Annotated in this window: 27 protein-coding genes and 1 tRNA gene; 8 read left to right on the forward strand and 20 right to left on the reverse strand. The window is 68.7% G+C overall.

Annotated elements, in window-relative coordinates; translation table 11 throughout:
- The first annotated feature begins 55 nt into the window (after window positions 1–55).
- Window positions 56–2,884, forward strand: a complete 2,829-nt coding sequence (locus ACTIGN_RS29960; RefSeq protein ID WP_439630849.1) for a heavy metal translocating P-type ATPase — start codon at window positions 56–58, stop codon at window positions 2,882–2,884.
- A gap of 139 nt (window positions 2,885–3,023) precedes the next feature.
- Here ACTIGN_RS29960 and ACTIGN_RS29965 read toward each other — a convergent pair whose 3' ends face one another.
- The 5 genes from ACTIGN_RS29965 to ACTIGN_RS29985 all read right to left on the reverse strand — a co-directional run bounded on the left by ACTIGN_RS29965 (window position 3,024) and on the right by ACTIGN_RS29985 (window position 5,971).
- Window positions 3,024–3,461: a hypothetical protein gene (locus tag ACTIGN_RS29965; protein ID WP_439630851.1), complete on the reverse strand. Its 438-nt coding sequence runs from the start codon at window positions 3,459–3,461 to the stop codon at window positions 3,024–3,026.
- 12 nt (window positions 3,462–3,473) lie between these two features.
- On the reverse strand, window positions 3,474–4,448 hold the full coding sequence (locus ACTIGN_RS29970; protein ID WP_439630853.1) for a DUF1559 domain-containing protein: 975 nt from the start codon (window positions 4,446–4,448) through the stop codon (window positions 3,474–3,476).
- Between the two features lie 170 nt (window positions 4,449–4,618).
- Window positions 4,619–5,350 (reverse strand): Bax inhibitor-1/YccA family protein, encoded by a 732-nt coding sequence (locus tag ACTIGN_RS29975; protein WP_439630855.1) that lies wholly within the window; start codon window positions 5,348–5,350, stop codon window positions 4,619–4,621.
- Window positions 5,351–5,444: 94 nt separating this feature from the next.
- Window positions 5,445–5,744, reverse strand: a complete 300-nt coding sequence (locus tag ACTIGN_RS29980) for a type II toxin-antitoxin system RelE/ParE family toxin (RefSeq protein ID WP_439630857.1) — start codon at window positions 5,742–5,744, stop codon at window positions 5,445–5,447.
- A complete protein-coding gene (locus tag ACTIGN_RS29985; RefSeq protein ID WP_439630859.1) occupies window positions 5,741–5,971 on the reverse strand; it encodes an addiction module protein in 231 nt (76 codons plus the stop codon). Before ACTIGN_RS29985 ends, ACTIGN_RS29980 begins: the two co-directional genes overlap by 4 nt.
- Window positions 5,972–6,109: 138 nt before the next feature.
- Here ACTIGN_RS29985 and ACTIGN_RS29990 point away from each other — a divergent pair, with 138 nt between their 5' ends.
- Window positions 6,110–6,319 carry a hypothetical protein gene (locus tag ACTIGN_RS29990; RefSeq protein ID WP_439630861.1) on the forward strand — a complete coding sequence of 70 codons (210 nt, stop codon included), beginning with the start codon at window positions 6,110–6,112 and terminating at the stop codon, window positions 6,317–6,319.
- 160 nt (window positions 6,320–6,479) lie between these two features.
- Here the strand turns inward: ACTIGN_RS29990 and ACTIGN_RS29995 are convergent, their stop codons facing one another.
- On the reverse strand, window positions 6,480–7,289 hold the full coding sequence (locus ACTIGN_RS29995; protein ID WP_439630863.1) for a DUF1571 domain-containing protein: 810 nt from the start codon (window positions 7,287–7,289) through the stop codon (window positions 6,480–6,482).
- Between the two features lie 160 nt (window positions 7,290–7,449).
- Here ACTIGN_RS29995 and ACTIGN_RS30000 point away from each other — a divergent pair.
- The 3 genes from ACTIGN_RS30000 to ACTIGN_RS30010 all read left to right on the forward strand — a co-directional run bounded on the left by ACTIGN_RS30000 (window position 7,450) and on the right by ACTIGN_RS30010 (window position 9,756).
- A tRNA-Lys gene (locus ACTIGN_RS30000) sits at window positions 7,450–7,522 on the forward strand.
- 114 nt (window positions 7,523–7,636) lie between these two features.
- Complete coding sequence (locus ACTIGN_RS30005; protein WP_439630865.1) at window positions 7,637–8,992, forward strand: tyrosine-type recombinase/integrase; 1,356 nt, start codon at window positions 7,637–7,639, stop codon at window positions 8,990–8,992.
- 122 nt (window positions 8,993–9,114) lie between these two features.
- On the forward strand, window positions 9,115–9,756 hold the full coding sequence (locus ACTIGN_RS30010; RefSeq protein WP_439630867.1) for a site-2 protease family protein: 642 nt from the start codon (window positions 9,115–9,117) through the stop codon (window positions 9,754–9,756).
- A gap of 129 nt (window positions 9,757–9,885) precedes the next feature.
- Here ACTIGN_RS30010 and ACTIGN_RS30015 read toward each other — a convergent pair whose 3' ends face one another.
- The 4 genes from ACTIGN_RS30015 to ACTIGN_RS30030 all read right to left on the reverse strand — a co-directional run bounded on the left by ACTIGN_RS30015 (window position 9,886) and on the right by ACTIGN_RS30030 (window position 12,036).
- The gene (locus ACTIGN_RS30015; RefSeq protein ID WP_439630869.1) at window positions 9,886–10,944 is read right to left on the reverse strand and encodes a hypothetical protein; all 1,059 of its coding nucleotides are present in this window, start codon (window positions 10,942–10,944) and stop codon (window positions 9,886–9,888) included.
- Window positions 10,945–11,080: 136 nt separating this feature from the next.
- A complete protein-coding gene (locus ACTIGN_RS30020) occupies window positions 11,081–11,332 on the reverse strand; it encodes a hypothetical protein (RefSeq protein WP_439630871.1) in 252 nt (83 codons plus the stop codon).
- A gap of 82 nt (window positions 11,333–11,414) precedes the next feature.
- Entirely contained in the window at window positions 11,415–11,828 is a 414-nt protein-coding gene (locus ACTIGN_RS30025; protein WP_439630873.1) for an SWIM zinc finger family protein, read from the reverse strand.
- Between the two features lie 79 nt (window positions 11,829–11,907).
- Window positions 11,908–12,036, reverse strand: coding sequence for a hypothetical protein (locus tag ACTIGN_RS30030; RefSeq protein WP_439630875.1), 129 nt, complete (start codon window positions 12,034–12,036; stop codon window positions 11,908–11,910).
- A 128-nt stretch (window positions 12,037–12,164) separates the two neighbouring features.
- Here ACTIGN_RS30030 and ACTIGN_RS30035 point away from each other — a divergent pair, with 128 nt between their 5' ends.
- Entirely contained in the window at window positions 12,165–12,476 is a 312-nt protein-coding gene (locus tag ACTIGN_RS30035; protein ID WP_439630877.1) for a hypothetical protein, read from the forward strand.
- Between the two features lie 104 nt (window positions 12,477–12,580).
- Here ACTIGN_RS30035 and ACTIGN_RS30040 read toward each other — a convergent pair whose 3' ends face one another.
- From ACTIGN_RS30040 to ACTIGN_RS30060, 5 genes are all read right to left on the reverse strand, one after another.
- Window positions 12,581–13,396: a DNA adenine methylase gene (locus ACTIGN_RS30040; RefSeq protein ID WP_439630879.1), complete on the reverse strand. Its 816-nt coding sequence runs from the start codon at window positions 13,394–13,396 to the stop codon at window positions 12,581–12,583.
- Window positions 13,397–13,420: 24 nt separating this feature from the next.
- A complete protein-coding gene (locus ACTIGN_RS30045; protein ID WP_439630881.1) occupies window positions 13,421–14,365 on the reverse strand; it encodes a hypothetical protein in 945 nt (314 codons plus the stop codon).
- A 3-nt stretch (window positions 14,366–14,368) separates the two neighbouring features.
- On the reverse strand, window positions 14,369–14,815 hold the full coding sequence (locus ACTIGN_RS30050) for a hypothetical protein (RefSeq protein ID WP_439630883.1): 447 nt from the start codon (window positions 14,813–14,815) through the stop codon (window positions 14,369–14,371).
- A 328-nt stretch (window positions 14,816–15,143) separates the two neighbouring features.
- On the reverse strand, window positions 15,144–15,413 hold the full coding sequence (locus ACTIGN_RS30055) for a hypothetical protein (RefSeq protein WP_439630885.1): 270 nt from the start codon (window positions 15,411–15,413) through the stop codon (window positions 15,144–15,146).
- Window positions 15,414–15,501: 88 nt separating this feature from the next.
- Complete coding sequence (locus ACTIGN_RS30060) at window positions 15,502–16,197, reverse strand: hypothetical protein (RefSeq protein ID WP_439630887.1); 696 nt, start codon at window positions 16,195–16,197, stop codon at window positions 15,502–15,504.
- Window positions 16,198–16,297: 100 nt separating this feature from the next.
- Between ACTIGN_RS30060 and ACTIGN_RS30065 the strand changes: the two genes are divergently transcribed.
- Together ACTIGN_RS30065 and ACTIGN_RS30070 are read left to right on the forward strand one after the other, a co-directional pair.
- A complete protein-coding gene (locus ACTIGN_RS30065; protein WP_439630889.1) occupies window positions 16,298–16,663 on the forward strand; it encodes a DUF2513 domain-containing protein in 366 nt (121 codons plus the stop codon).
- A 175-nt stretch (window positions 16,664–16,838) separates the two neighbouring features.
- Window positions 16,839–17,222, forward strand: a complete 384-nt coding sequence (locus ACTIGN_RS30070) for a hypothetical protein (RefSeq protein WP_439630891.1) — start codon at window positions 16,839–16,841, stop codon at window positions 17,220–17,222.
- Window position 17,223: 1 nt separating this feature from the next.
- On the opposite strand, the gene ACTIGN_RS30075 is transcribed toward ACTIGN_RS30070, so the two are convergent.
- The 5 genes from ACTIGN_RS30075 to ACTIGN_RS30095 form a co-directional block, all read right to left on the reverse strand.
- Complete coding sequence (locus tag ACTIGN_RS30075; RefSeq protein ID WP_439630893.1) at window positions 17,224–18,909, reverse strand: hypothetical protein; 1,686 nt, start codon at window positions 18,907–18,909, stop codon at window positions 17,224–17,226.
- Window positions 18,910–18,918: 9 nt separating this feature from the next.
- Window positions 18,919–19,215 (reverse strand): phage tail assembly protein T, encoded by a 297-nt coding sequence (locus ACTIGN_RS30080; protein WP_439630895.1) that lies wholly within the window; start codon window positions 19,213–19,215, stop codon window positions 18,919–18,921.
- Window positions 19,212–19,595: a hypothetical protein gene (locus tag ACTIGN_RS30085; RefSeq protein ID WP_439630897.1), complete on the reverse strand. Its 384-nt coding sequence runs from the start codon at window positions 19,593–19,595 to the stop codon at window positions 19,212–19,214. Before ACTIGN_RS30085 ends, ACTIGN_RS30080 begins: the two co-directional genes overlap by 4 nt.
- 114 nt (window positions 19,596–19,709) lie before the next feature.
- On the reverse strand, window positions 19,710–19,955 hold the full coding sequence (locus ACTIGN_RS30090) for a hypothetical protein (protein WP_439630899.1): 246 nt from the start codon (window positions 19,953–19,955) through the stop codon (window positions 19,710–19,712).
- A 72-nt stretch (window positions 19,956–20,027) separates the two neighbouring features.
- Entirely contained in the window at window positions 20,028–20,684 is a 657-nt protein-coding gene (locus tag ACTIGN_RS30095; protein WP_439630901.1) for a hypothetical protein, read from the reverse strand.
- Between the last annotated feature and the right edge of the window lie 14 nt (window positions 20,685–20,698).

Raw genomic sequence — 20,698 nt, forward strand, 5'->3', positions numbered from 1 at the left:
CTGGCTACCATCCGCCGCCCTTCCAGGGCTAACACAAAGCACTGACGTCTGGCCCATGCCCCTCTGCGACTACTGCCGGGGACCGATCACCGCGGGCGGCCACGCCGGCCGGCCGTGGCCCGGGCGCGCCGCGGCCGCGTACTGCTGCTACGGGTGCCTGAGCCTCGGCGAACAGCAGCGCCAGCTCGACACCGCCCCCACACGTCCCACCGCGACCCGCAGCCTCGGGAGCGTCGGCGTCCGCCTCGGGGTCGCGCTCATCGTCGTCGCGCAGTCGATGATCTTCGGTCTCGCGCTGAACCTGCACGACGACGTGCCCGCCGACGTGCGCTGGGGCGCGCAGACGCTCATCCTCGGCGCGACGCTGGTCGTCGTGGCGCTGCTCGGGCCGCCCCTGTTCCGGGCCGCGTGGCTCGAACTGCGCCGCGGCCGCGTCACGGTCGAATCGCTGTTCCTGCTCACGATGGCTGGTGCGATGGGCGCGTCGCTCCAGGCGCACGTCACCGGCCGCGGCACCATCTACTTCGAGGTCGTGTCGATCCTGCTCGTCGTGTACACGCTCGGCAAGCTGATCGGTGCCCGCAGTCGCGCCGCGGCGATGGCCGGCGCGCGTGCGTGGGCCGGGCAACTCGATGCGTGCCGGCTCGTCGACGACCGCGGGAGAACGCGGAGCGTTCTCGTCCGGGAGGTGCTCCCGGGCGACGTGGTCGAGGTACACCCGGGCGAGACGTTCGCCGTCGACGGCGTGGTCCGCTCGGGCACCGGGTTCGTGTCCGAGGCGGCGGTGAGCGGCGAGCCGTTCGCGGTGGTGCGGCGGCCCGGGGACCGCGTGCTGGCCGGGGCCGCGAGCCACGACGCCGCGTTCCAGATCGAGGCGACCGCCCCCGGCACCGAGCGCCAGGTCGATCAACTGCTCGCGGCCGTCGCGAGCGCCAGTGACAGGCCGGTGTCACTCCAGGCCCGCGCCGACGCGCTCGGCCGGTGGTTCCTGCCGCTCGTCGTGGTCGTCGCGCTCGGCACGTTCGCGTACTGGTCGGCGCTCACCGCGGCCGGGTGGGAGGCGGCGCTGTTCCACGCGATGTCGGTGCTGCTCGTCGCGTGCCCGTGCGTGATCGGCCTGGCGACTCCGGTGGTCGTGTGGTCGGCACTGGGCCGGCTCGCGGAGCGGGGCGTGATCGTGCGGGCGGCCGACGCCGTCGAGCGGCTCGCGGAAGTCGACCGCGTGATGCTCGACAAGACCGGCACGCTCACCGACGACGCCCTCTCGCTGCTCGACGTGGTCACGGTCGCGACCGGGGCGGAACGCGCGCGTCTGCTGGGACTCTTGGCGGTGATCGAGGAGAAGTGCAACCACCCCGTCGCGCGTGCGTTCGCGAAGCTCCCGCGACCTCCCGGGGACGACGTGTGCGTTCGCGAACTGCGGGTCGTGCCGGGGTGCGGCGTCGAGGCCGAGGTCGAGACCGCCGGCACGCGGCACCTCGTTCACATTGGCACGCCGCAGTGGGTCGCGGATTTCGCGAGCGGGGGGCGTGAGTCCCCTGAGTCTGTCGCGACGACCGAGAACTCGGGGGGCTCACGCCCCCCGCTCGCCCAGCAGCTTCGCGCGAGCGGGCATCGGGTCGATGTCGCGCTCGACGGGCGGCTCGTCGCCGCGGCGGCGCTGTCGGAGCGCGTTCGCGACTCGGTGCCGGAAGCGCTCACGGGGTTCCGCAACCTCGGCCTCGGCGTCGAGGTGCTCACCGGCGACACCGCCGAGCGCGCCGCTTCGCTCGGCCTTCCCGCACGGGCCGGGTTGCTCCCCGCCGACAAGCTGCGGATCGTCGCGACCTCGACTACCGCCGGCGGGAAGCCGCTGTTCGTGGGCGACGGCATCAACGACGCGGCCGCGCTCGCCGCGGCGCACGTCGGCGTCGCGCTCGCGAGCGGGACCGACCTCGCGGTCGGCGCGGCCGACGTCACCCTGTACCACGCCGACCTGCGGGCGGTGCCGTGGGCGGTCGAACTGAGCCGCGAGGCGGTCCGGGCCGCCCGGCGGAACACGGCCCTCGCGCTCGGGTACAACCTCGTCGGGATGACCCTCGCGGCGTGCGGCGTGCTGCACCCCGTTGTCGCCGCACTCCTGATGCTCGCGTCCAGTCTCTCGCTCGTGTTCTCGTCGGCGCGCGTCGGCACCCGGGCCGGCCACTGCTTCCGCGAGTCGGCGGTCGGCACTCCAACGCCTGCCACCGCGGGTCGCGCTCCGGTGCGGGCGGCGCTGCACGGGATCGCGGTCGCGCTCCAGGGGGTCGCGTTCGAGCTGCTCCTCGACCCATCAAACGCGACGCTGGTGATCGGCGGGTTCGCGCTCGCGGGCCTCGCGCTCGCGTTCGTCTGGAACCGCTGGGCCGGCGTCCCGCACTCGCTCGACATGTGCTTCGGAATGCTGACGCTCGGCAACCTCGGGATGCTCCTCGGCTGGTGGGCCGATGCCGGGTTCGAGCCGCTGCGCGACCACGGGTGTTGCGCGTGCGTCGAGGCGGTGCGGGCCGGCACACTCGGGTCGCCGGGGATGTGGGGCGGGATGCTGCTGCTCGCGAACGCGGCGATGCTGTGGCTGCCGCGCCGCGCGGCCCCGGGCGGGAGTCACGGCGCCGCGATGTTCACCGGGGGGAACGTCGGGATGGTGCTCGGCATGGTCGCGGGCGGGTGGTGCGCCGCACTGCCCGAGACGGACTCGGTCGCGGCCACGGTCGTCGGCAGCTTCGTCGGCATGACGGCGGGGATGCTCGCCGGGATGCTGCTCGGGACGTGGCTCGCGGAGAAGGCGATCGACGTGCTTCGCTCGCTGCCGCTGGCGCGTGCGGCGTGGCGGGCGGGTGCGGTGCCGGGGCGCGTGCCGGAGTGAGAACGCTTGGCGGGCCATTCTGGTCCGAGCCCGAGCGCCGAGCGAGGGTTCACGTGAACCCTCGCTCGGCGCTCGGGCTCGGACCAAACACGATGGGCGATCGTGGACCGTCGCTCGGCACTCGGGCTCGGACGGACACCTACTTCGACTTCAGGTCGAGGTCGGCGGTGGTGGTGCCGACGGCGGGCACCTCGAACGTGAGTTCCGAGTTCGCGTTGTACCGCGCCGGCACGCGCTCGCCGCCCTTCTTCGAATCGATCTCGTCGCTCCCGGGGGCGGACTCGGCCACCCGCGTGGTGACCGAGACGCGGTGCGGGCCGACCAGCGCGCCGGCGGCCTCGACCGGCCCGGCGACGCGGAGCGTGAACCGGCCGTCCTTGTCCGTCTTGCCGGACGAGCCGTACCCGCCCGCGTCGTCGCGGCCCCGGCCGGTCGGCTGGAACACGACGGCGGCGTCGGCGAGCGGCTTCCCGTCGAGCGTCACCCGGCCCGACACCGGCGCGTACGCCGGCTCGCGCCCGCACGCGGCGGCCAGCAGCGCGACCCCGGCCACCCCGATCCGCGTCAGCACCCGCATCGGAGCCCCCGGTTATTCGGCGGTGAAGACCTCGCCCCCGGCGATGGTCGCCTGGGCGACGAACGCGGTCGCGTCCACGGTCTGCCGCACGGTCCGCACGGCCCCGTCGGCGTACGCGAAGTTGAGGACGCCGGGGTGGTTGCTGCCCCACATCCGCTTGCACGAGTTGATGCCCCCGGTGCCGCCGATCGCGTCGCACCGGTCGTAGTCGTTGATGAGGGTCCGCGACTCGGGGACGCCGGCCGACGAGTTGTACCCGCCGTACCCGTAAGCCCAGAACGTGCCCCGGGTGGTGTGCGTGAGCGTGTACATCTCGCCCGCGAGGAGCGTGTTCGACGTGCCGTCGCTGATGGTCGTGATCCGCTCGGTGCCGATGTACACGGCCGAACCCGTGTAGGACGGGGGCTGGAACAGGCTCGCGGGGGCCGCGTCGCCGTGCAGTACGCCGAGCCACTTCCGCGGCATGTAGCTCTGGGCGGCGTGGTCGAACCACCCGGACCCGTCGCTGCGGCCGGACACCGCCCGGTAGGAGCCGTGCGCGTACTTGATCCCGGCCCCCGGGCCGGACTCCGGCCCCTCGAGTTTGCCGGCCGTGGGGTCCGACGGGCACTCGTACAGCGGCACCCGGCTCTCGCGGAGCGCCTTGTTGTCGGCCCCGTTCATCGGCTTCGCGGGCTGGTACAGGGCGAACAGCGGCCCCTGCTCCGCGAACGGGAGGATCTCGACCGACCACGTCTGCCAGTTGTTGTCGAGGATGCTGGTGCCCCCGCTGGTCACCTGCCCGGCGGGGAAGTTGCCGCGGGCGTCGTGGTAGCTGTGCAGCGCGAGCGCGACCTGTTTCAGGTTGTTGGCGCACTTGGCCCGAGCGGCCGCCTCGCGGACCTTCTGCACGGCCGGCAGCAGCAGGCCGATCAGGATCGCGATGATGGCGATGACGACGAGTAGTTCAATGAGCGTGAACGCGCGGCGGCCCCGGGAGAGGGTCATGTTCGGCCTCGGCTGACTGGGACGTGACGTGATGCGAACGGTCCCACGGACGTGCCCATTTTGACCCGGAGCGGCCCGCGCGTCAATCTTTTTTCCGCGGGTCCGCGGGTCCGTCAACGCAAGCGGGGGGCGTGAGCCCCCCGCGCGTCGGTGCTTCGCGTTCACGCGCGTCAGTCGTTGCTGCGGCCGCCGCTCATGAACAGCATCAGGATGTAGTAGAAGAGCATCGCGATCGAGCCGAACAGGGCCATGCTCGCGGCGACGTACTCGTCGGTCCGGTACCGGTGGATGATGTTCGAGGTGTCGTAGATGACGTACCCGGCGAACAGGGCCACCATCAGCGACATGAACACCAGCCCGAGGCTGAACCCCCAGATCATCGCGGCGATGATGACGCCCAGGGCCACGAACGACCCGACCATGAGGACCGGCCCCATGAACGAGAAGTCCTTGCCCGAGACGAACACCGCGGTCGTCAGCCCGGCCACGACCATGAGCGTCACGAACCCGGCCTGGAGCGGCAGCGCCGGGCTCCCGCCGTAGGCCGGGGTCGACGCGAGCGTGAGGATCGGCACGAACAGCAGCGTGTACAGCAGGACGTACAGCGACAGGCCGGCGTACTGCGTGCCGACCGACGACCGGGACCGGGCCATGTACTGGGCGGCCGTGGTGCCGACCATGAACAGCACCATGGTGGCGATCCACGTGAGGCGGTTGGCCATGAACACGTCGCGGAGGATCTGGTCCGCGAGGCCGGAGGCGATCAGGCCGGCCGAGAGGCCGACGAACGCGACCAGCGCGCCGCCGACGTGCGCGTAGGTGCGGCGGATGAACCGCACCCGCTCGCTGACCGGCGCGGCCGCGGCCGAGTCGCCGTGGTACGAGTCAACCATGTAGCTCATGTCGTCACCTGTTAAGGGGGCTTGGTTCGGGGGCAGTGGCTACACCATCATATGCCCCCGGCGGGCCGGGGTACAACACGAGAGCGGGGGGAGGTCAGTTCAAACGTGATTGCCACTCCGACGGGTCGCGCGAGGTGTGAAAGACGCTGACGACGATCACTTCACTCGCCTCTTCTCGGTAGAGCACCACGAACGGGAACCGCGGGACCACGGACTTCCGCACGTCGCGGTACACGACGGCGTGGATCCTGGGACTCGCGGCGATCCTGCGGACCACGGCCCCGACGCGGGCAACGAAGTCCCGCGCCAGGTCCGCCCCGTACCCGGCGTACCAGTCCGCTGCCCGGTCGAACTCTTCCTGGGCTTCGGGGAGGAGGCGGACGGGCAAGTTCACTGGGAGATCCGTGCCAGAGCGGCGGCCTCGACCTGCTCCCACGGCACGGCAGCGGAGGGGTTCGCCGCGTGGGCGGCCAGGCGGCGGTCGATCTCCTTCTTCTGCGCGTCGGTCAGGGCGGGTGGTTCGGTCTCGGCGGCCACGCTGTCCCAGATCGCCTGCGCCAGCGCGATCCGGTCCGCGACGCTCAGTTTGTCGATGCCGAGCGATTCGAGGGTTGGGGTCATGTCTCGCTCCTGCGGTGCGACTCATTATCGCAGACGGCCGCACCCGACCGCAAGGCGCGGCCCCGCTCCGGCGGCACGCACTTTGCTTTACCCTCCGGCATGACCGGCGACGCCCTGCCATCCACCCGGAGCCACCCGATGACCGTTACACGCAAGCGCCCGAACCTCGACGAACTCGCCCGCCTCGCCGACGACGGCTGCCCGCACGTCGCCGATGTCGACGAAGTACCCGAGCGCCAGCACGTTGCGTTCGTCGAATTGCTCCAGCACGCCGGGTCGGTCGCGCAGCGGCACTCGTACACCCGGCTCCCCAAGCAGCCCGATTCCGGCCCGATCCGCCTGTGGTAAACCCCGCACCGCGAAACGCACCGCGCCCCGGGGAGCCGTTCCCCGGGGCGCGGTGCGTTTCGCATTGCGGCTGGTGGGGCAGACATTCCTGTCTGCCTTCCGTGTGGTCGGCGGCAGGCAAGAATGCCTGCCCCACCGGGACCGGGAAAACCCGCGCGGCTCAGTACTCGAACGAGTTCTCGCCGACGCCGGTGTTGAACTTGAGGTCGGTGAAGCTGTACGCCTCCAGCAGGTCGCCGGTGGTCGCGCCGGGCCTGGGGTCGTCGTAGGCCTCGAACCGCACCGGCAGCTTCGTCTCCTTGTCGACGAACACGACCACCTTCGCGGCGTACCGGAAGGCGTGCGGGCGGCGCATCAGGACCTCGTACCGGGTCACGTTCCGGGTCGCGAACTGGTACTCGGACGTGTACACCTCGACCGGGTTGTTCAGCGTCTTCTCGCGGGCCGCGGCGGCGGCGACCAGTTCGAGCATCGGCCCCATGCCCCAGTCGGGGACGGGGTGCCGGTTGTCGGCGAGGAACTTCGCGTCGTCGGCGTCGATCTTCAGGAACCCGCGGCGGCCGGCGACCCCCGCGGGGCGGTACGCGACCTTGGACTTCTTCGCCGAGTACGACACCTCCATGCCGGCGCTCGCCTCGGGCCGGACGAAGTTGACGTAGACCCCGGCCGGGCTGGTGCGGACCTTCATCTCGCCGACCTGCTCGGCCGACAGCGCGCCCTTGATCCGCTCCTGGCGGGTGAACGTGCCGGAGTAGTCGCGGAGCTTGCCGAGCGCCGTGCGGGCCTCGGTGACCATGGTGCTCAGGTCCGGGGCCTTCGCCGGCTCGGTGGCGACAGCGGGCGCGACCGCCGCCGCGGGCTTCACCGGCCCGGTCGCCGGCGGCTTCGGGTTCTGTGCCTGCGCCAGCGCCACCACCGCGGCCCCGCCGGCCGCGCTCGCCAGCCCCACCATCACGTTCCGCACGCCCATGACGACACTCCATTGGCCCGGTGAGACGGTTCTCGGGCGGCGGAATAGCGTGGGCCGCGGAATTTGGGAAGGGGAGATTCGCCGAATCGGGACCGCCCGCCGCACGGCCGCACCCGCGGACTGGAATCGCCCGGGCCGCCTGCTACCATGAATGGGTCCGGCGCCTGTAGCTCAGTCGGTAGAGCACGAGACTTTTAATCTTGTGGTCGAGGGTTCGATCCCCTCCGGGCGCACTGTCAGAAAACCCCTTCAGCCGAAGCGTTTACGCTTACCTTCCGGCGGTCGGAAGCGCGGCACGAACCGAGGGATTTTGCGGAAGTCTTCCGCGAAACCCAGGAGTGCAGCGCATGGCCCGGCCCCGCAACCACGTCCCGACCTACCGCCTCCACAGACAATCCGGCCAGGCAGTCGTTACTTTGAGTGACGGCGGCCGCCGCCGCGACGTGCTCCTCGGGAGGTACGGCAGCCCCGAGAGCAAGCTGGAGTACCATCGCGTCATCACCGACCTCCAGAGGCTGCCGGCGGCGGCCGTGCTCGCCAAGCCCGCCGCGGCGAACCTCACCGTGAACGAGATCCTGCTGGCCTACCTCCGCTGGGCCGCCACCCACTACCGCCACCCGGACGGGACGCCGACCGGGGAGGTGTCCAACATCAAGCGGGCCGTGGCCCCGGTCCGCGAACTCCACGGGCACACGCCGGCCGCCGAGTTCGGCCCCCGGGCACTGGCCGCGGTGCGGCAGAACATGATCGGCCGCGGGTGGTGCCGGTCCCTGGTCAACCACCACGCCGACCGCATCAAGCGGGTGTTCAAGTGGGCGACCGCGGAGGAGCTGGTTCCCGTCGCGGTGTACCAGTCCCTCCGCACGCTCGCCGGCCTCCGCCGCGGCCGGACCGAGGCGAGGGAGGCGGAACCCGTTCGGCCCGCGGACCCGGCCCACGTCGAAGCGTGCCTGCCGCACTTCAGCCGGCACCTGCGGGCGGTCGTGGAGCTGCTCCGCTGCACCGGTGCGAGGCCCGGGGAGATGTGCCGCCTGACGGTCGGCGAGATCGACCGCCGCGGCGAGGTGTGGGTGTACCGACCCGGCCGCCACAAGACGGCGTACCACGGGCGGGCCAGGGCGGTCCACCTCGGCCCGAAGGCCCGCGCCGTGCTGGCCGCGTTCCTCGTGAACGACCACCCGCCGCCGGCCGGGTGGGAGGGGGTGGACCCGGAGACCGACCGCACGGGCCGGCTGGCGATGGCCGACGCCTACCAGGAGGCGGGCCGGGACCGTGACGCGGCCCTGCTCCGCGACGTTGCCCGGCCCGTTGTGCTGGTCGCCGGGTGCGTGGTCGATCCGGCGGCCCCGGTGTTCTCCCCGGCCCGGGAGCGGGAGGAACGGAACGCCCGGGTGCGGCTCAAGCGGAAGTCGAAGGTGCCGCCCTCGCAGGTGCGGCGGAAGAAGGCGGCCCCGAAGCGAGCCCCGTCCGCGGAGTACAGCACGCACGCCCTCACGCACGCGGCCCGGGTCGCGGCCGGGAAGGCTGGCGTCCCGGTGTGGAGCCCGAACCAGATCCGGCACGCCTTCGCCACGGAGGTCCGCCACGGGTTCGGGCTGGAGGCCGCGCAGGTCCTGTTGGGCCACGCACGGGCCGACGTCACCCAGGTGTACGCCGAGCGGGACGCGGCCCTCGCCGCACGGGTCGCCGCGGAGATCGGGTAGGCTCCCCGCCCGCGCGTGACGGCCTGAATCCCAGGCAGTGCAAGTCCGCCCCGGGCGGTTCCCTCACGTTTCGAATTCGCGAGTACAACTTAGTGGGGGTAGCCCGGCAGGAGGTGGTTCCGATGTCCCGTTGGGTCGTGCGAGCTCTTGTGGTCGGGCTCGAGTTTGTGCTCGGGATGGCCGTCGGCCTGCTGCTCTTCATGCAGGTTATGGTAGTCGGCGGGTTCGTTGGCCTGCAGGCGAGCCTCACCGTGTGCCTCGGTGGCGTGGCCGTCCTGTTCGCGTCGGTGGCCCTGCACGAGGTCGGGCACCTCCTGGCCGGGTTGGCGGCGGGCGTCCCGCCCCTCCGCTTCGTCCTCGGGTTTTTGAAGATCGAGTGGATCGGGGGCTCGCCCCGGGTGCGGCTCAACACCGAGTGGAACCGGGCCGCCGCCTATGTCGCGTTCGGCACCAACCTCGCGACCCGGCGGGCCTGGTTCGTCATTTTCGCGGCAGGTCCGCTGACCAACCTCGTGCTCGGTTGCGGGTGCCTTCTCGCTGCGCAAGCGTGGAACCCCGGGCCGCCGACCCGGGTGCAGGCGGCCGGCCGCCCGGGGTGGTGGTCGGTGGCCGTGCTCTACCCCGGGGACGTGCCCACCGCGTTGCTCAACACCGCCGGCCTCCTGAACCTGGCTATCGGGCTCGCGTCACTGGTCCCACGGCAGGTGGCGGGCGTCCGCTCCGACGGCGGCCAGCTCCTCGACATTTGGACGGGCCGACGCTGACGGCCCGGCGTGCGGGACGAGTGCTCTTAGCGTCGGCGCTCGCGATTCACGGACTGATGGGAACGAGGACAGCCCGGGGAGCGCTCCCCGGGCTGTGGCGTAAAGACCACCCACGTAGCCGCCCGGCGGTCACAACTCGGCCTGCCCGGCGTAGAGCCGGGCCTCGACGCTACTGGCCGCGGCGGCCAGTGCGGCGGGCACGGTCCACGTCTCGACCCTGACCGTCTTCGGCGGCCCCTTCTCGCCGATCGGGGCCATCTCCTCCCGCTCGGTTACCTCGGTTGGAAAACCCGCGGCCTTCAAAGCAGCACGCATCGCCGGGGCATACCGCGACCTCAGCAGATCCTCGACGCACTTGCCGGCGGTCCTGATCGCTTTCTTGAACTCCGCGAGCGACGCCTCCGCACCGGCCAACACGGGATCCTCCGCCGAACGCACCTCGACCTTCGGTTCCCGTGCCGGCTTCTCGGCAGACCCCTTGCCCGCCCGCGCGGGCGGGGAGGGGTTCATGCTCGTCTTGACGGTCGCCGGGCTGATGCCCAGGTCGCGGGCGATCTCCGCGGTCGTCTTGCCCTGGTCCTTCAGCTCGGCCGCCAGCTCGCGGCGGGCGGTCACTTCCGGTGACTCCTCGTCCGCCTTGATGATCTTCCCAGTGATCCGGTCCACCCGGAGCCCGGCAGCCTGGACGTACACGTTCACGGCCCCGTGGCTGATCCCGCACGCCTTCGCGATGGCCCGGCCGGTGCCGCCGGCCCGCTTGCCGGCCTCGATCACGCGGGCGAGCAAGAGCGGGTTCGACACGAGCCGGTCGAACGCCCGGCGGCAGTCGTCTGGTGTCCGCTGCATCCCGTGCCGGGCGTTGCTGGAGAGTGCCCACAGCTCGGCGTCCTCGCGGGTGCCGGCGAACACCAGGCACTCGACCCCGGACACCCCGCGGCGGCGGTACGCCTCGCCCCGGTTGAACCCGTCGATCACGTACAGCCACGGGTCGGCCGCCGACCTCCCGGGCCGGGCGACCTCGGCCACTTCGAGCGGCTCGAACCGCTCGCCGTCCTCGTGGGCCTCGACGAGCCGGCGGACGTGCTCCTCGTTGAACGGCTCCCCGCGGACCTGGAACGCGGTGTCGAACAGCAGCCGCTCCAGGGGGAGCGTCACGCGGCGGGGCTTGGGGCGGACGATCTGCGACATGGGGGAACTCTCGGGTGGGGTGCGGGATCTGTCGGCCGATGCGGGGGGGACGTGTCACCTTCTGGGTGACACGGCCCCTGGATGGTATCAGGTGTACACTAGCTCACCGCCCGCGCGGGCGGGGGCCGGCGGGCAGTCAGAGCGGCTCGGGCTTCTCGACCCGCACCGCGACGCGGGCGTAGGCACAGGCCGCAGCTACGAAGCAGTCGTACAGCGAGTCCCCGGCCCCGCGGCCGGGGTAGGCCTCGTCGATGTGCTCCGCCAGGTGGTAGAGCCGCACCATCTCCCGCCGCAGCTCCTCCGACCGCTGCCGGGGCTTCGCGGTTCCGCTCGTGCGGTCGGCCTTCGGGGTCGCCGTCTTCTTCGCCGTCTTCTTCGCCGTCTTCATGGTCGGTCCTCAGTGGGTGGGGTGTGTCGGTCGGGGTGGGGCCGCTCGCCCGCGCGGGCGAGCGGCCCGGGGCGGGTGCAGGTCAGAGCTGCTCGGGCTGGTCCTCGACCTCGGTGCGGCCGGTGTCGGCGTCGAGGTTCACGGGGCAGTCCATCCAACCGTTGGCGAGGATCGCCCGCACGGCCTCAATGTGCTTGCACGGATTGCCGCGGCCGAAGCTGAATCCTTTGCACGAACACTGGAAGGCGGTCCCGCGGTGGGGGACGAACACGTCGTACCCGTCGGCCGCCCCCTCGGCGTCGGTCTGCCCGCCGCGGCAGTCGAACCGGAACGCCCGGCCGGGCCACGGGGTCTGGAACTCGCGGACCGCGTAGGTCGCCATCACCCGGGGCTTCTCGATGATGAGGAGCCCGGTCCCGGGGCCGACCGGCGTCCAGCGGATGCCGGACCGCGGGGCACTCTTGGTCGGGGGGAGAAGCTCGGTGTACACTTGCATTGCTCGACTCCTGCTCACTCAGGGGTTGGGAAGTGGGCCGGGCGGTGTTGGTAGCACCGCCCGGCCCGCGTCAATCACGTCACTCGTCCTCGCCACCGCTCATTGCTGCCGTCAGCCCGGCCCCAGCCAGGACCACGCTCCCGACGACGACGTTGCCCAGGGCGATCAGGGCCACGCCGCACACGACCTGGATCAGTGCTCCGAACATCTCGCGTCCCCCGTTCGTGTGGCCGGTTGGCCCAGTCGTCATGTCTGTAGAGACAATGTAGACTGTCTCTACAGACATGTCAAGCCCCATCTCTTGCTTATCTGTAGAGACGGTGTAGACTGCTTGGAATGGAGGGCCACGACATGGGCAAGCGGCGGGTGACACCGGGCACGAGTCAACTGAACCTGGAGATCGAGACGGGGCTGAGGGAGAGGCTGCGGGCGTTCACAGAGGAGCGGGGGGAGAAGGTCCGGCACGTCGTCGAGGCGGCCCTCCGCCGGCACATGGACAACCCGCCCCCGCCGCCGAAGCCGCCCGAGCTTCCGCCCCTGCCGCCGGTCACGGCGTCGGGATCGGCACCAGCGATGCCCGGGATGGGGGAGACGGCCGCCCGCGCGGGCGGGGCGGAGACGGCGAAGAAGAAGGGCAAGGGGAAGTGAACGCACCGAGTTGCGGAGTTCTCACTCGCACCACAAACCCGACCGGCCCGCGGGATCGATCCCGCGGGCCGGTCGGGTTTGTGGTGTTAGAAACAATCAAGGCGTCAGGGGAAATTGCACCACAGCACCTCTGTCATCACTCGCTTCTTCCGAGCTTGAGCGGCTTGGTTCTTGATCTCGAACTCGTGCCGTTTCCAACGCCGCAATTTCCTGTCATACAGCTCGGAGTGGTACCCAGAAAGCATCACCTTGCCATGGCACGATAGCACGGAATTGAGAAGTTGTTCATGCTGCGCGACGGTCATCTCGTGAGCGTAGACCGCTTCAGAGGTACGGGTTTCACTCAGATAGGGTGGATCAAGATAGAACAAGGTTCCGGGGCTATCTTGTTCCTTTATCACAGATAAGGCATCCCTGTTGAGAATGGCCACCCGTCGCAAACGAGCATAAACGGTGGGGAGGCCATCGACCGCGGTCACCCAGGCGCTCGCTTGCTCGTTCATGTCCCGACGGGTTCTCGTCTTGCTGAGAGGAGCGAACCGATCCATTCTCCCGGCCAACGATTGCCGGCATCGAATGAAGAACCTGATCGCCCGCTCGATGGGCTCACCAACGGAAATCTCCGCCGCATTGTCCCACTCAGCCTCAGAAAACGGGACCGCTTGAAGGGCGCGTTGAAAACGGCCGAAAGTGTCTTCGCTCTGAAGCACTTTCCAGAAGTTGGTCAGGTCTTCATTGAGATCGTTTACAACCTCGCTAATCCCTTCGGGGTTTTTGGAAAGTAAAACTGATAGCCCACCTGCATACGGCTCTACATAATGCTTGTGCGACGGCATCAGATTTACAATGTGGGGCGCAAGGTAGAATTTCCCACCGTGCCACTTTAATGGTGGGTCAATGCGAGAGTGCCCTTTGGGCATATCGAGTCCTTGGCGAGCGGGTATTCAAGCGGCAACAGGCAGCATGTTGAACACCGGCCGGTACACCTCAAGCGATTTAAGCTCCACAAGCCGGAGGTTCGCACCATTTGTGTCTTCTGGCCCCAAGATATTCACCATAATATTTTCGAAGGATGGCTTCCAAAAGCCCCCGCCGAGGGTGGTGAGAATCTCGCCGTCTTGAAACACTTCCATACCAGACCTGAGGTCCGGGCATCGAGTGAGGTACAAGAATCGGTTCGGCTCGACTAGGGAAAGAATCCCTTGGGTTTGGGGAACACTTGATAATTTGATTCTATCGAGGGTATCGATGGTATGCCACCGTCGCGAGATGTCTGTGAAGTCGAATCTCGCAAGTTCAGCCACCTCGCCTCGGGCTCGTGAACGTATATTTTTCCGCAGATGAAGGGCCGCGAGTCGGTAATCAACGACGCTCCCGCGGCCGCGACCGAGCTTGCTGGCCAGCGAGTCATACGCCTCGCCCACTTCGGGATCAGCTATTAAGTCATCGTGGCTCGCGTCGTAGCGGTAAGTTAGCTGAGCAAAAGCCAGCTCGGCTGGAATCAGAAATGGTGTAAGGCTCCTCTTCTCCTCGCGTGTGGTCACAACTTGGAAATCTCCCGACTTACGGAGTCGCAGAAGCCGCCGGCAAATCGCAGCATGAGACGCCTTTACTCCGAGGCGGTGGCAATTTGCGACGAACTGTCTTGATAGTTCGGGATCGGCCAGCGTGCGATCAACCGAAAAGCCACGGTGAGCCTTCTCGAAAGCTCGGACGATCAGTGCGTCTCGGGCTACGTCCGGAAGCAATTTCACAGGGCGCGGCGGTCGAGCTCCCAACATTTCCCCAACAACCTTCACCTTGGAGAACCCGCCGAAACTCGATCTGGTGAAGGGACGCACTGTGCTCCCAAGGATTCGGCTGATCGCAAGTTGGTCGAGGTCGTTCATGGCCTACTCGTAATTCGAGATGAAGTGAATCGCGTCGTTGATCACGACAGCAACCGCCCCCTGTCTCGTCTCCCTACCCATTCTCTTAAGGAAATTCGACAATTCTAGGAGTTTTGCGGCATCCTCAAGGACGGCCCGCTTGACAAGGCTCTGAATCATCACGGGCTGATCTTCGAGAAGCTCGCCCCCATTGTCGTCATCCCGCCAGATCCCCACAAGTTCCTTGAATCCAGTTGCACCACCGTACAGCTTTCCCATCAGCTTCAACGCTGCCAACGCCCACTGCGGCTGATCGGGCAGTTTAGTCTTGTCGCGGTCGTGACTCGGTATGAACACAATGACAGTATCGTCCCTAACCCCAAAGCGCATCTGTGCCTGAACGGCCTCACAAAATGGGTCGGGCGCGGGTGGGCTGCTTTTCTCGCGAGCCTTGAGCAGTTTCCCAGCCAAGATCTCCCCTCCAAGGGATACCAGGATAACCGGAACGCTTTTCAGAAAATGAGGATAGCCCAGGGTGGTTTGCGCTGGAAGTGCCTAGTTTGTATTTTTCAAAGTTCGCCATGCAATCAACATGCGTTCGAGGCTTGCGAGACAACTGATGCCGGCGGGAGTGTTCCCGCCGGCATCAGTTGTTGTTCAGGCCACCACAACCCCGCGCACCACGCACGTCACCAGAGGTTGCGCGTCGTTCGGCCCCTTTCGACCGTCTAATCACGTCAACCGCCTGGCCCGCCAGCACTTAAGCTCGCGCGTCAGTTGCGGGCGAAAAGTCCGCAATTCAACCCCGCTCCCACCCGGAGACAACCGAGGCCGCGAACTGCCGTGCTTCGGCCGTCGAGCCGTCGTTGACCATCGACGCAACCACGGCCCCGATCCCCGAGGTTGTCGCGTCGTCCGGAGCCGTGAGGATCGGCCCCACCGCAGCCTGCACCGCCTGACGGCCGGCCGCGTCGAGGGCGAGCTTGCCCAGCAGGTCCACGAAGAACGCGGCCGCCAGGCCCGGACTGGTGAGCTGTACGGCAATGGCGTCGAGGTCCAGGTCGTACACGGTATTTCCTCAGAGGTGGTTCAAGAGTTCTCGCCCGCGCGGGCGGGCGAAGGGCAACCGCGGGCATCTCGCCCGTGGTTGGGCCGGCTCAGCCCCGCCAGCTCGATCCGCTCGGGTCGAACCCGGCGACCAGATCGGCGGCGGAGACATGACGCGGGGGAGCGACGGGGGCGGTCGGCGCGGATCCGGTGCAGAGGTCGTTTACGATCGAGCGGAGCTGAGCCGCCCTCGCACTCTCGGCGACGACGGCGGGAATCTCGGCCCCGACCCGCCGGTTCCACGACTCGTAGACGGTCGATGTGGTGCCGCCCCGGTCCACCACATCGACCGAGAGCACCTCGACGATGCGGGCCGCGACGAGGTACCCGTCCTTGTCCCGCTGCGGCCGCCACTCGATCTGCATGAGCGGGCTGAAGCAGTAGCCCTTCGGGTCGCTCTCGGCGGCCCACACGAACGCTGGGGTGAAGCTGTGGGCCACGTTGAACCGGAGGTCGCCGTTGACCCCGTCGCCATGCATCCGGGGGCTCTCGATCCGGCCGAACACGTCGGCGACCGGCACGGGGAGGATGGGGCGGCCGGTGGCGTAGTCGAAGTGGTGCCCGACGTTCGAGACGGCGGCGAACTTCGGGAGGGCCTCGGCCAGCACCTCCGCCGGGTACCGCCGGCCCCACGACACCGACACCGGGCCGCACACGCGTACGTTCCTGACGATGCCCCGGACCCGGTCGACCGCGCCGGCCGGGACCGCCAACCCCATTCGCTCGGTGACCCATGACGTGCTCATGCCCGGCCGATGGGATGGGGTTTGACCTTGTCCCTCGGCCTGGAGCGCGTTCTAATCACGGCACGATCCCCTTGTGTCCTTGCGTACAGAGGCTGGCCCCATGCGTCGCGACATGGACCTGATTCGGAAGATGGTGCTGGCGATCGAGGATCACCCGACCGGATTCGCTCCGAAGCTGGTGATTGAGGGGTACGACTCGGCGACCATCGGTTACCACGCCTACCTTCTCGTGGACGCTGGTCTGGCTGCGGGCGCGAAACTGACTCACACGCAGAGTTCAGGACCGGAGTACCGAATCACACACCTAACCTCGCCTGGACATGAGTTCGCGGAGTCTGCCCGCAACGAGTTCATCTGGAACCAGGTTCGGGAGGAGATGAAGAAGAAAGGCGTTGTCTCGGCGACTCTGGACGTGTTCAAGCGGCTCCTCGACAAGCACCTCCGCAAACAACTCGACGTCGATTGACCCGGGCCGTTCTCGCCCGCGCGGGCGAGAACCCTACCCCTACCTACAATGCTCCCCGGCCGTCGCCCGCCCCGCCGAGGTCTACCGCATGCGTCCTGTGCTGCTGGTTTGCGTTGCCGTGCTGATCGCTGGGTGTGGTCGCAAGCCGGCCGATTCACCGGCGGCGGACGCGCCGTTGAGTGAACGGGACGAGAAGGTCGCCGAGCTGAAGAAGCGTGGGGCGGAGTACATCGCCGAGGCGAGGGCCGGCTCCAAGTTGCTCACCTCGTCCCCGAGCGTCGCCGACGCGAAGAAGCAGGCGGGAAAGATCCGGGGGACGTACAGCAGCCTGCCACCGATCCCGGCCGGGTACAAGAACGGTCCGGAACTGGAGAAGTGCTTCCGGGCCATCACCGACGGCTTCGATCAGGGCGAGGAGATGATCGGGTTGGCCTCCGAGTTCAAGGAGTTCAAGAAGACCGACAAGGTCAACGAGATGAACAACATGGTGCCGAAGATAGCCCGGCTCATCCAGGCTCACTGCGAGTACGCGGAGACGATCCTGGACCGCGGCCCCTGACTCACCCGTCGATGGGGAACAAGCCGCCGTCCCCGCCGGCCTTCTGGTTCTGTTCCCGGAGCAACTTCTCGTAGTTCCTCTGCACCTCGATCGCCTTGGCCCCCTGGTCGGTGAGCGTCTTCAACAGGCCGACGATCATGTTGTTCTGCTCCACCTGCTTGGCCTGAGCTTGTTGCCCGGCTCCGCCCGGGACGCCCCCTCTCATCGCCGCCGCCTGTGCCGCGGCGATGGCGTTGGCCGTGTCCCGCCCGCCGGCCACGAGGGCGCTCGCCATCTCGGGCTTCTCGAACGCCGCCTGGAGCTTCGCGTTCCCTTCGAGCCGGGCCTTGAGTTGCGCGAGCTGGTCCCCGCCGAACCCCTTCGCCTCGAACTCCAGCAGCTTCTTTTGCAGGTCGTTCTTGCCGATCATCTTGGCTTCGAGGTCGAGCCCCTTCATCGCCTCCCCGAACTGCTTGTCGAGTTCGACGCCCTTGGCCAGCTTGTCGAACAGGCGGACCCGCTCCAACCCGTCCTCCATCTGGTCCGCGGTCAACTTGATCCGATAGCCGAGGGCGGCGAACTGCTGTTCGGCCGGGCTGAGGTCCAGAGTTCCCGCCCGGCGTTCCAGGTCGTCGAAGTACTTCGTCAACTCGATCGTTTGCTCCAGAGCCCGGGTGCGCTCCATGCCCCACTCGGCCTCGTCCGCGGGCAGCTTGGTCGCCTTCGCGATGGCCGCGAACTGGGCCTCAGCCGGCGAGAAGTCGAGGGCCTTGACCTGATCTTCGAGCGACTCGAAAAACTTGTGCAGTCCCGTCGCCTGCTCGAACGCCCGGCCCCTGTCCACCCACTTGGCCATCTGCGCGTCGGTCGCTCCGAACTGCTGTTGAAGCTTCTTGAGGCCCAGTTCGATCGGAGAGGCGTCGAGGTTGTTGAGCAGGAGGTCCCAGTCGGCGGTCATCTTGTCGAGTGCCCCGGTGAACTCGGGGTTCTTCAGCGGGTCTTTCAACCGGGCCAACGCCTCCTTCGCGTCGCCGGTCTTGCCGCGGAGGGTGTCCATCATCCCGCCCATGAGGGACAGGTCGCCCTTGAGCCGATCGGTGACCTTGTCGTAATCGCCCTTGACCGTCCACCACCATCCGTCCGCCGACGCGATCCCGCTCGCGTCGTCGAGCTGCTTGGCGACGTACTTGCTCGTGCTCGCCAGGGCCTCGAACTTCGCCTCGTCCTTGGCGATCTGCCGCTCCAACTCCTTCATCTTGTCCGACACGCTGGTCAGGCTCGTGACCCGCTCGGCGTCGATCTTGTTCGCGCGGGCGAACTTGTCGTTCGCGGCCCCCACCCACGCCGCCATCTTCAGGCCTTCCATGTTCACCGTCCGCACCCCGTAGGCCAGCTCCTTCAGGGCCTGACCGCCGGTCTCGCCGATCTTGGTGAGCACGCCCGCCACCCCGCCGGCCGCGAGTCCGCCGGTGAACCCGGCGAGGGCCGACTCGCCCATCTTCTTGAGCACCTCGCCCGTCTTGCCGGTGCTGGCCTTGACCTTCTCGGCCGTCTTCTGGAAGCTCGCGTCCACGAGTTTGGCAACGCGGTCGGTCGAGCCCGCCGCCTTGGACAATGCCGACTCGTACTGCGACACGTCGAGGGTTAGGCTGACGCCCACCGGGCCGTCGTTCATCGCTCCGGAACCGGCCGCAAGCTCTCCTGCCATGACATCGCCTCAGTTGGTTTCAACGCCGAGCCAGACGCACATGCTGCGGGGCGGGGCGAGGGGCACACGCTTCAGCCGCTCACGCGGCCGGTCATCCCTCAACGACGGGAAGATTTCTTCGGGGCGGACCCGCATCCCGTTGGACGCGGCCGCGATCGAGGCGACCACGCCCGCCCGCAGGTCGTCGCGGACCGGGCCGAACGGCTCCAGCTCGTAGTAGCTGATCCACAGAGCCAGTTCACTCGCGCTCATCGTGCGGGCCAGGGCCTCCAGCGTCACGCCGAGCGACAGGCTAAGCCGCATCATGAAGCGGAGTTCTTGGCACTCGGCGACGGGGTTGCTTTTTTTGCGTCGTCGCCCCCGCCGAGCCCGTTCGCGGCGAGACAGGCTTCGATGACCCGGTTCGCGAGCGGCACCGGGAACTGGGTCGCCCAGTCCCCGTCCGACGGGAGCGGCTGGCCGTCGGCGTCGCAGATGCACAGCCGGAGCAACTCGGCCGTCTTCTCGGCCCCGCCCTCGCCCGCGGAGACCTGCCGGGCCTGCACCTGATCGACGATCCGCCAGGTCTTCAGGTGCAGCACGATGCCGCCGAGTTCGGGGAGCACGATCGACCCGGCCGGCTTCGATAGGCCGGAAAGGGCACGCTTCAAAGAGTCGAGTGCGGACTGAGCGGCGGTCGGGTTCATCGTCAGGCACCGGTGAGGGTGAAGGGGTACAACGGCGAGTGAAGGGGGCGAACGGTCGGCAACGTCTGGGGTGCGGGAGGGATCTCGCCCGCGCGGGCGGGCGGCGGACCGGGGTCAGTTCAAGGACACCTTTGCCGCCGCGGCGAGCACCCCGGCCCGGTCCCGCACGGGCCGATCCTCGGGGGCGGAGGCGGCTCGGGCGAGCCTCTGTTCTTGTGCGGCCGCGAGCCGGTCCGCGGCGTCCCGGAACGCCCGGTCCCTGCTCGCCTCGTGCTCCCTGATGCGGTCCGCGAACCGCTGGAGCCGGTCCTCCGCCTGCTGGTTCATCCGGTCAACGATCTGCACAAGTTCGCCGGTCATGATGTTGTTCTCAGTTCGGGGCCAGGGGAACGGGGTGGGGCCGCTCGCCCGCGCGGGCGAGCCTCGGCCGGGTCACGTCCGGACCCGCCGGACGTGGGGGATCACGATCTTGAAGACGTGGGCGATCCGGTAGAAGCCGACCTTCACGGGAACCTCGCACCTGCTCCCGCTGCACCACTCACGGCCGACGGTGCGGCGGTTATCCTCGTCGGCCCCGGCCCGGCTCCACTTGTCCATGAAGAACCCGTGCTCGAAACCGTCGGCCCCACGGAGCGCGGCCACGAGCGGGGAGTCCTTGCCCGCCGGGGCGACGTTGGCACACTCGCCGGCGAACCACGCGTTCCCGAGCGAACCGAGGTACTGGTCCTTGACGTGGACGAGCCGCGAGCACGTCGCCCGGTCCCGCCCGCGGACCTCGACGTGCAGGTCGCCGACCAGGCCGTCCGGCGGGTGCTGTGCGTCGGGCAGGCACCTCCCCGCGGTGAGCAGCACGCACGTCGGGTGGTCGGCCGCGTCGTGCGGGGGCATGCCGCCGGCGGTCGCCTCGGTGAACACCCGGTCCGGCGGCACCTCGCGGGCGAACTCGGGGTCGGCCCGGAGCAGGGTGGCGAACGCCTCGACCGCGGCCGTGAGGCGGGCACGGCGTTCCGCCTCGGACCGCTCCGCCCGGCGGCGGTTCGCCTGGTCGGCGAGCCACATCTCCTGCTGCGTCATCCTGCTGGTGCCCATCGCCGGTCCCCTTG

This window comes from Gemmata sp., from assembly GCF_051859125.1.
Taxonomy (GTDB): Bacteria; Planctomycetota; Planctomycetia; order Gemmatales; family Gemmataceae; genus Gemmata.

Excerpts from the sequence above, each read along its gene's own strand:
- ACTIGN_RS30035 (WP_439630877.1), top strand. The coding sequence starts at position 12,165 with ATGGAGGGCCACGACATGGGCAAGCGGCGGGTGACACCGGGCACGAGT.
- ACTIGN_RS30075 (WP_439630893.1), bottom strand. The coding sequence starts at position 18,909 with ATGGCAGGAGAGCTTGCGGCCGGTTCCGGAGCGATGAACGACGGCCCG.
- ACTIGN_RS29995 (WP_439630863.1), bottom strand. The coding sequence starts at position 7,289 with ATGGGCGTGCGGAACGTGATGGTGGGGCTGGCGAGCGCGGCCGGCGGG.
- ACTIGN_RS30080 (WP_439630895.1), bottom strand. The coding sequence starts at position 19,215 with ATGATGCGGCTTAGCCTGTCGCTCGGCGTGACGCTGGAGGCCCTGGCC.
- ACTIGN_RS30090 (WP_439630899.1), bottom strand. The coding sequence starts at position 19,955 with ATGACCGGCGAACTTGTGCAGATCGTTGACCGGATGAACCAGCAGGCG.
- ACTIGN_RS29970 (WP_439630853.1), bottom strand. The coding sequence starts at position 4,448 with ATGACCCTCTCCCGGGGCCGCCGCGCGTTCACGCTCATTGAACTACTC.
- ACTIGN_RS30020 (WP_439630871.1), bottom strand. The coding sequence starts at position 11,332 with ATGAAGACGGCGAAGAAGACGGCGAAGAAGACGGCGACCCCGAAGGCC.
- ACTIGN_RS30010 (WP_439630867.1), top strand. The coding sequence starts at position 9,115 with ATGTCCCGTTGGGTCGTGCGAGCTCTTGTGGTCGGGCTCGAGTTTGTG.
- ACTIGN_RS30060 (WP_439630887.1), bottom strand. The coding sequence starts at position 16,197 with ATGAGCACGTCATGGGTCACCGAGCGAATGGGGTTGGCGGTCCCGGCC.
- ACTIGN_RS30005 (WP_439630865.1), top strand. The coding sequence starts at position 7,637 with ATGGCCCGGCCCCGCAACCACGTCCCGACCTACCGCCTCCACAGACAA.
- ACTIGN_RS29990 (WP_439630861.1), top strand. The coding sequence starts at position 6,110 with ATGACCGTTACACGCAAGCGCCCGAACCTCGACGAACTCGCCCGCCTC.
- ACTIGN_RS30015 (WP_439630869.1), bottom strand. The coding sequence starts at position 10,944 with ATGTCGCAGATCGTCCGCCCCAAGCCCCGCCGCGTGACGCTCCCCCTG.
- ACTIGN_RS30025 (WP_439630873.1), bottom strand. The coding sequence starts at position 11,828 with ATGCAAGTGTACACCGAGCTTCTCCCCCCGACCAAGAGTGCCCCGCGG.
- ACTIGN_RS30045 (WP_439630881.1), bottom strand. The coding sequence starts at position 14,365 with ATGAACGACCTCGACCAACTTGCGATCAGCCGAATCCTTGGGAGCACA.
- ACTIGN_RS29965 (WP_439630851.1), bottom strand. The coding sequence starts at position 3,461 with ATGCGGGTGCTGACGCGGATCGGGGTGGCCGGGGTCGCGCTGCTGGCC.
- ACTIGN_RS29975 (WP_439630855.1), bottom strand. The coding sequence starts at position 5,350 with ATGAGCTACATGGTTGACTCGTACCACGGCGACTCGGCCGCGGCCGCG.
- ACTIGN_RS29960 (WP_439630849.1), top strand. The coding sequence starts at position 56 with ATGCCCCTCTGCGACTACTGCCGGGGACCGATCACCGCGGGCGGCCAC.
- ACTIGN_RS30095 (WP_439630901.1), bottom strand. The coding sequence starts at position 20,684 with ATGGGCACCAGCAGGATGACGCAGCAGGAGATGTGGCTCGCCGACCAG.
- ACTIGN_RS30030 (WP_439630875.1), bottom strand. The coding sequence starts at position 12,036 with ATGTTCGGAGCACTGATCCAGGTCGTGTGCGGCGTGGCCCTGATCGCC.
- ACTIGN_RS30065 (WP_439630889.1), top strand. The coding sequence starts at position 16,298 with ATGCGTCGCGACATGGACCTGATTCGGAAGATGGTGCTGGCGATCGAG.
- ACTIGN_RS30085 (WP_439630897.1), bottom strand. The coding sequence starts at position 19,595 with ATGAACCCGACCGCCGCTCAGTCCGCACTCGACTCTTTGAAGCGTGCC.
- ACTIGN_RS30040 (WP_439630879.1), bottom strand. The coding sequence starts at position 13,396 with ATGCCCAAAGGGCACTCTCGCATTGACCCACCATTAAAGTGGCACGGT.
- ACTIGN_RS29985 (WP_439630859.1), bottom strand. The coding sequence starts at position 5,971 with ATGACCCCAACCCTCGAATCGCTCGGCATCGACAAACTGAGCGTCGCG.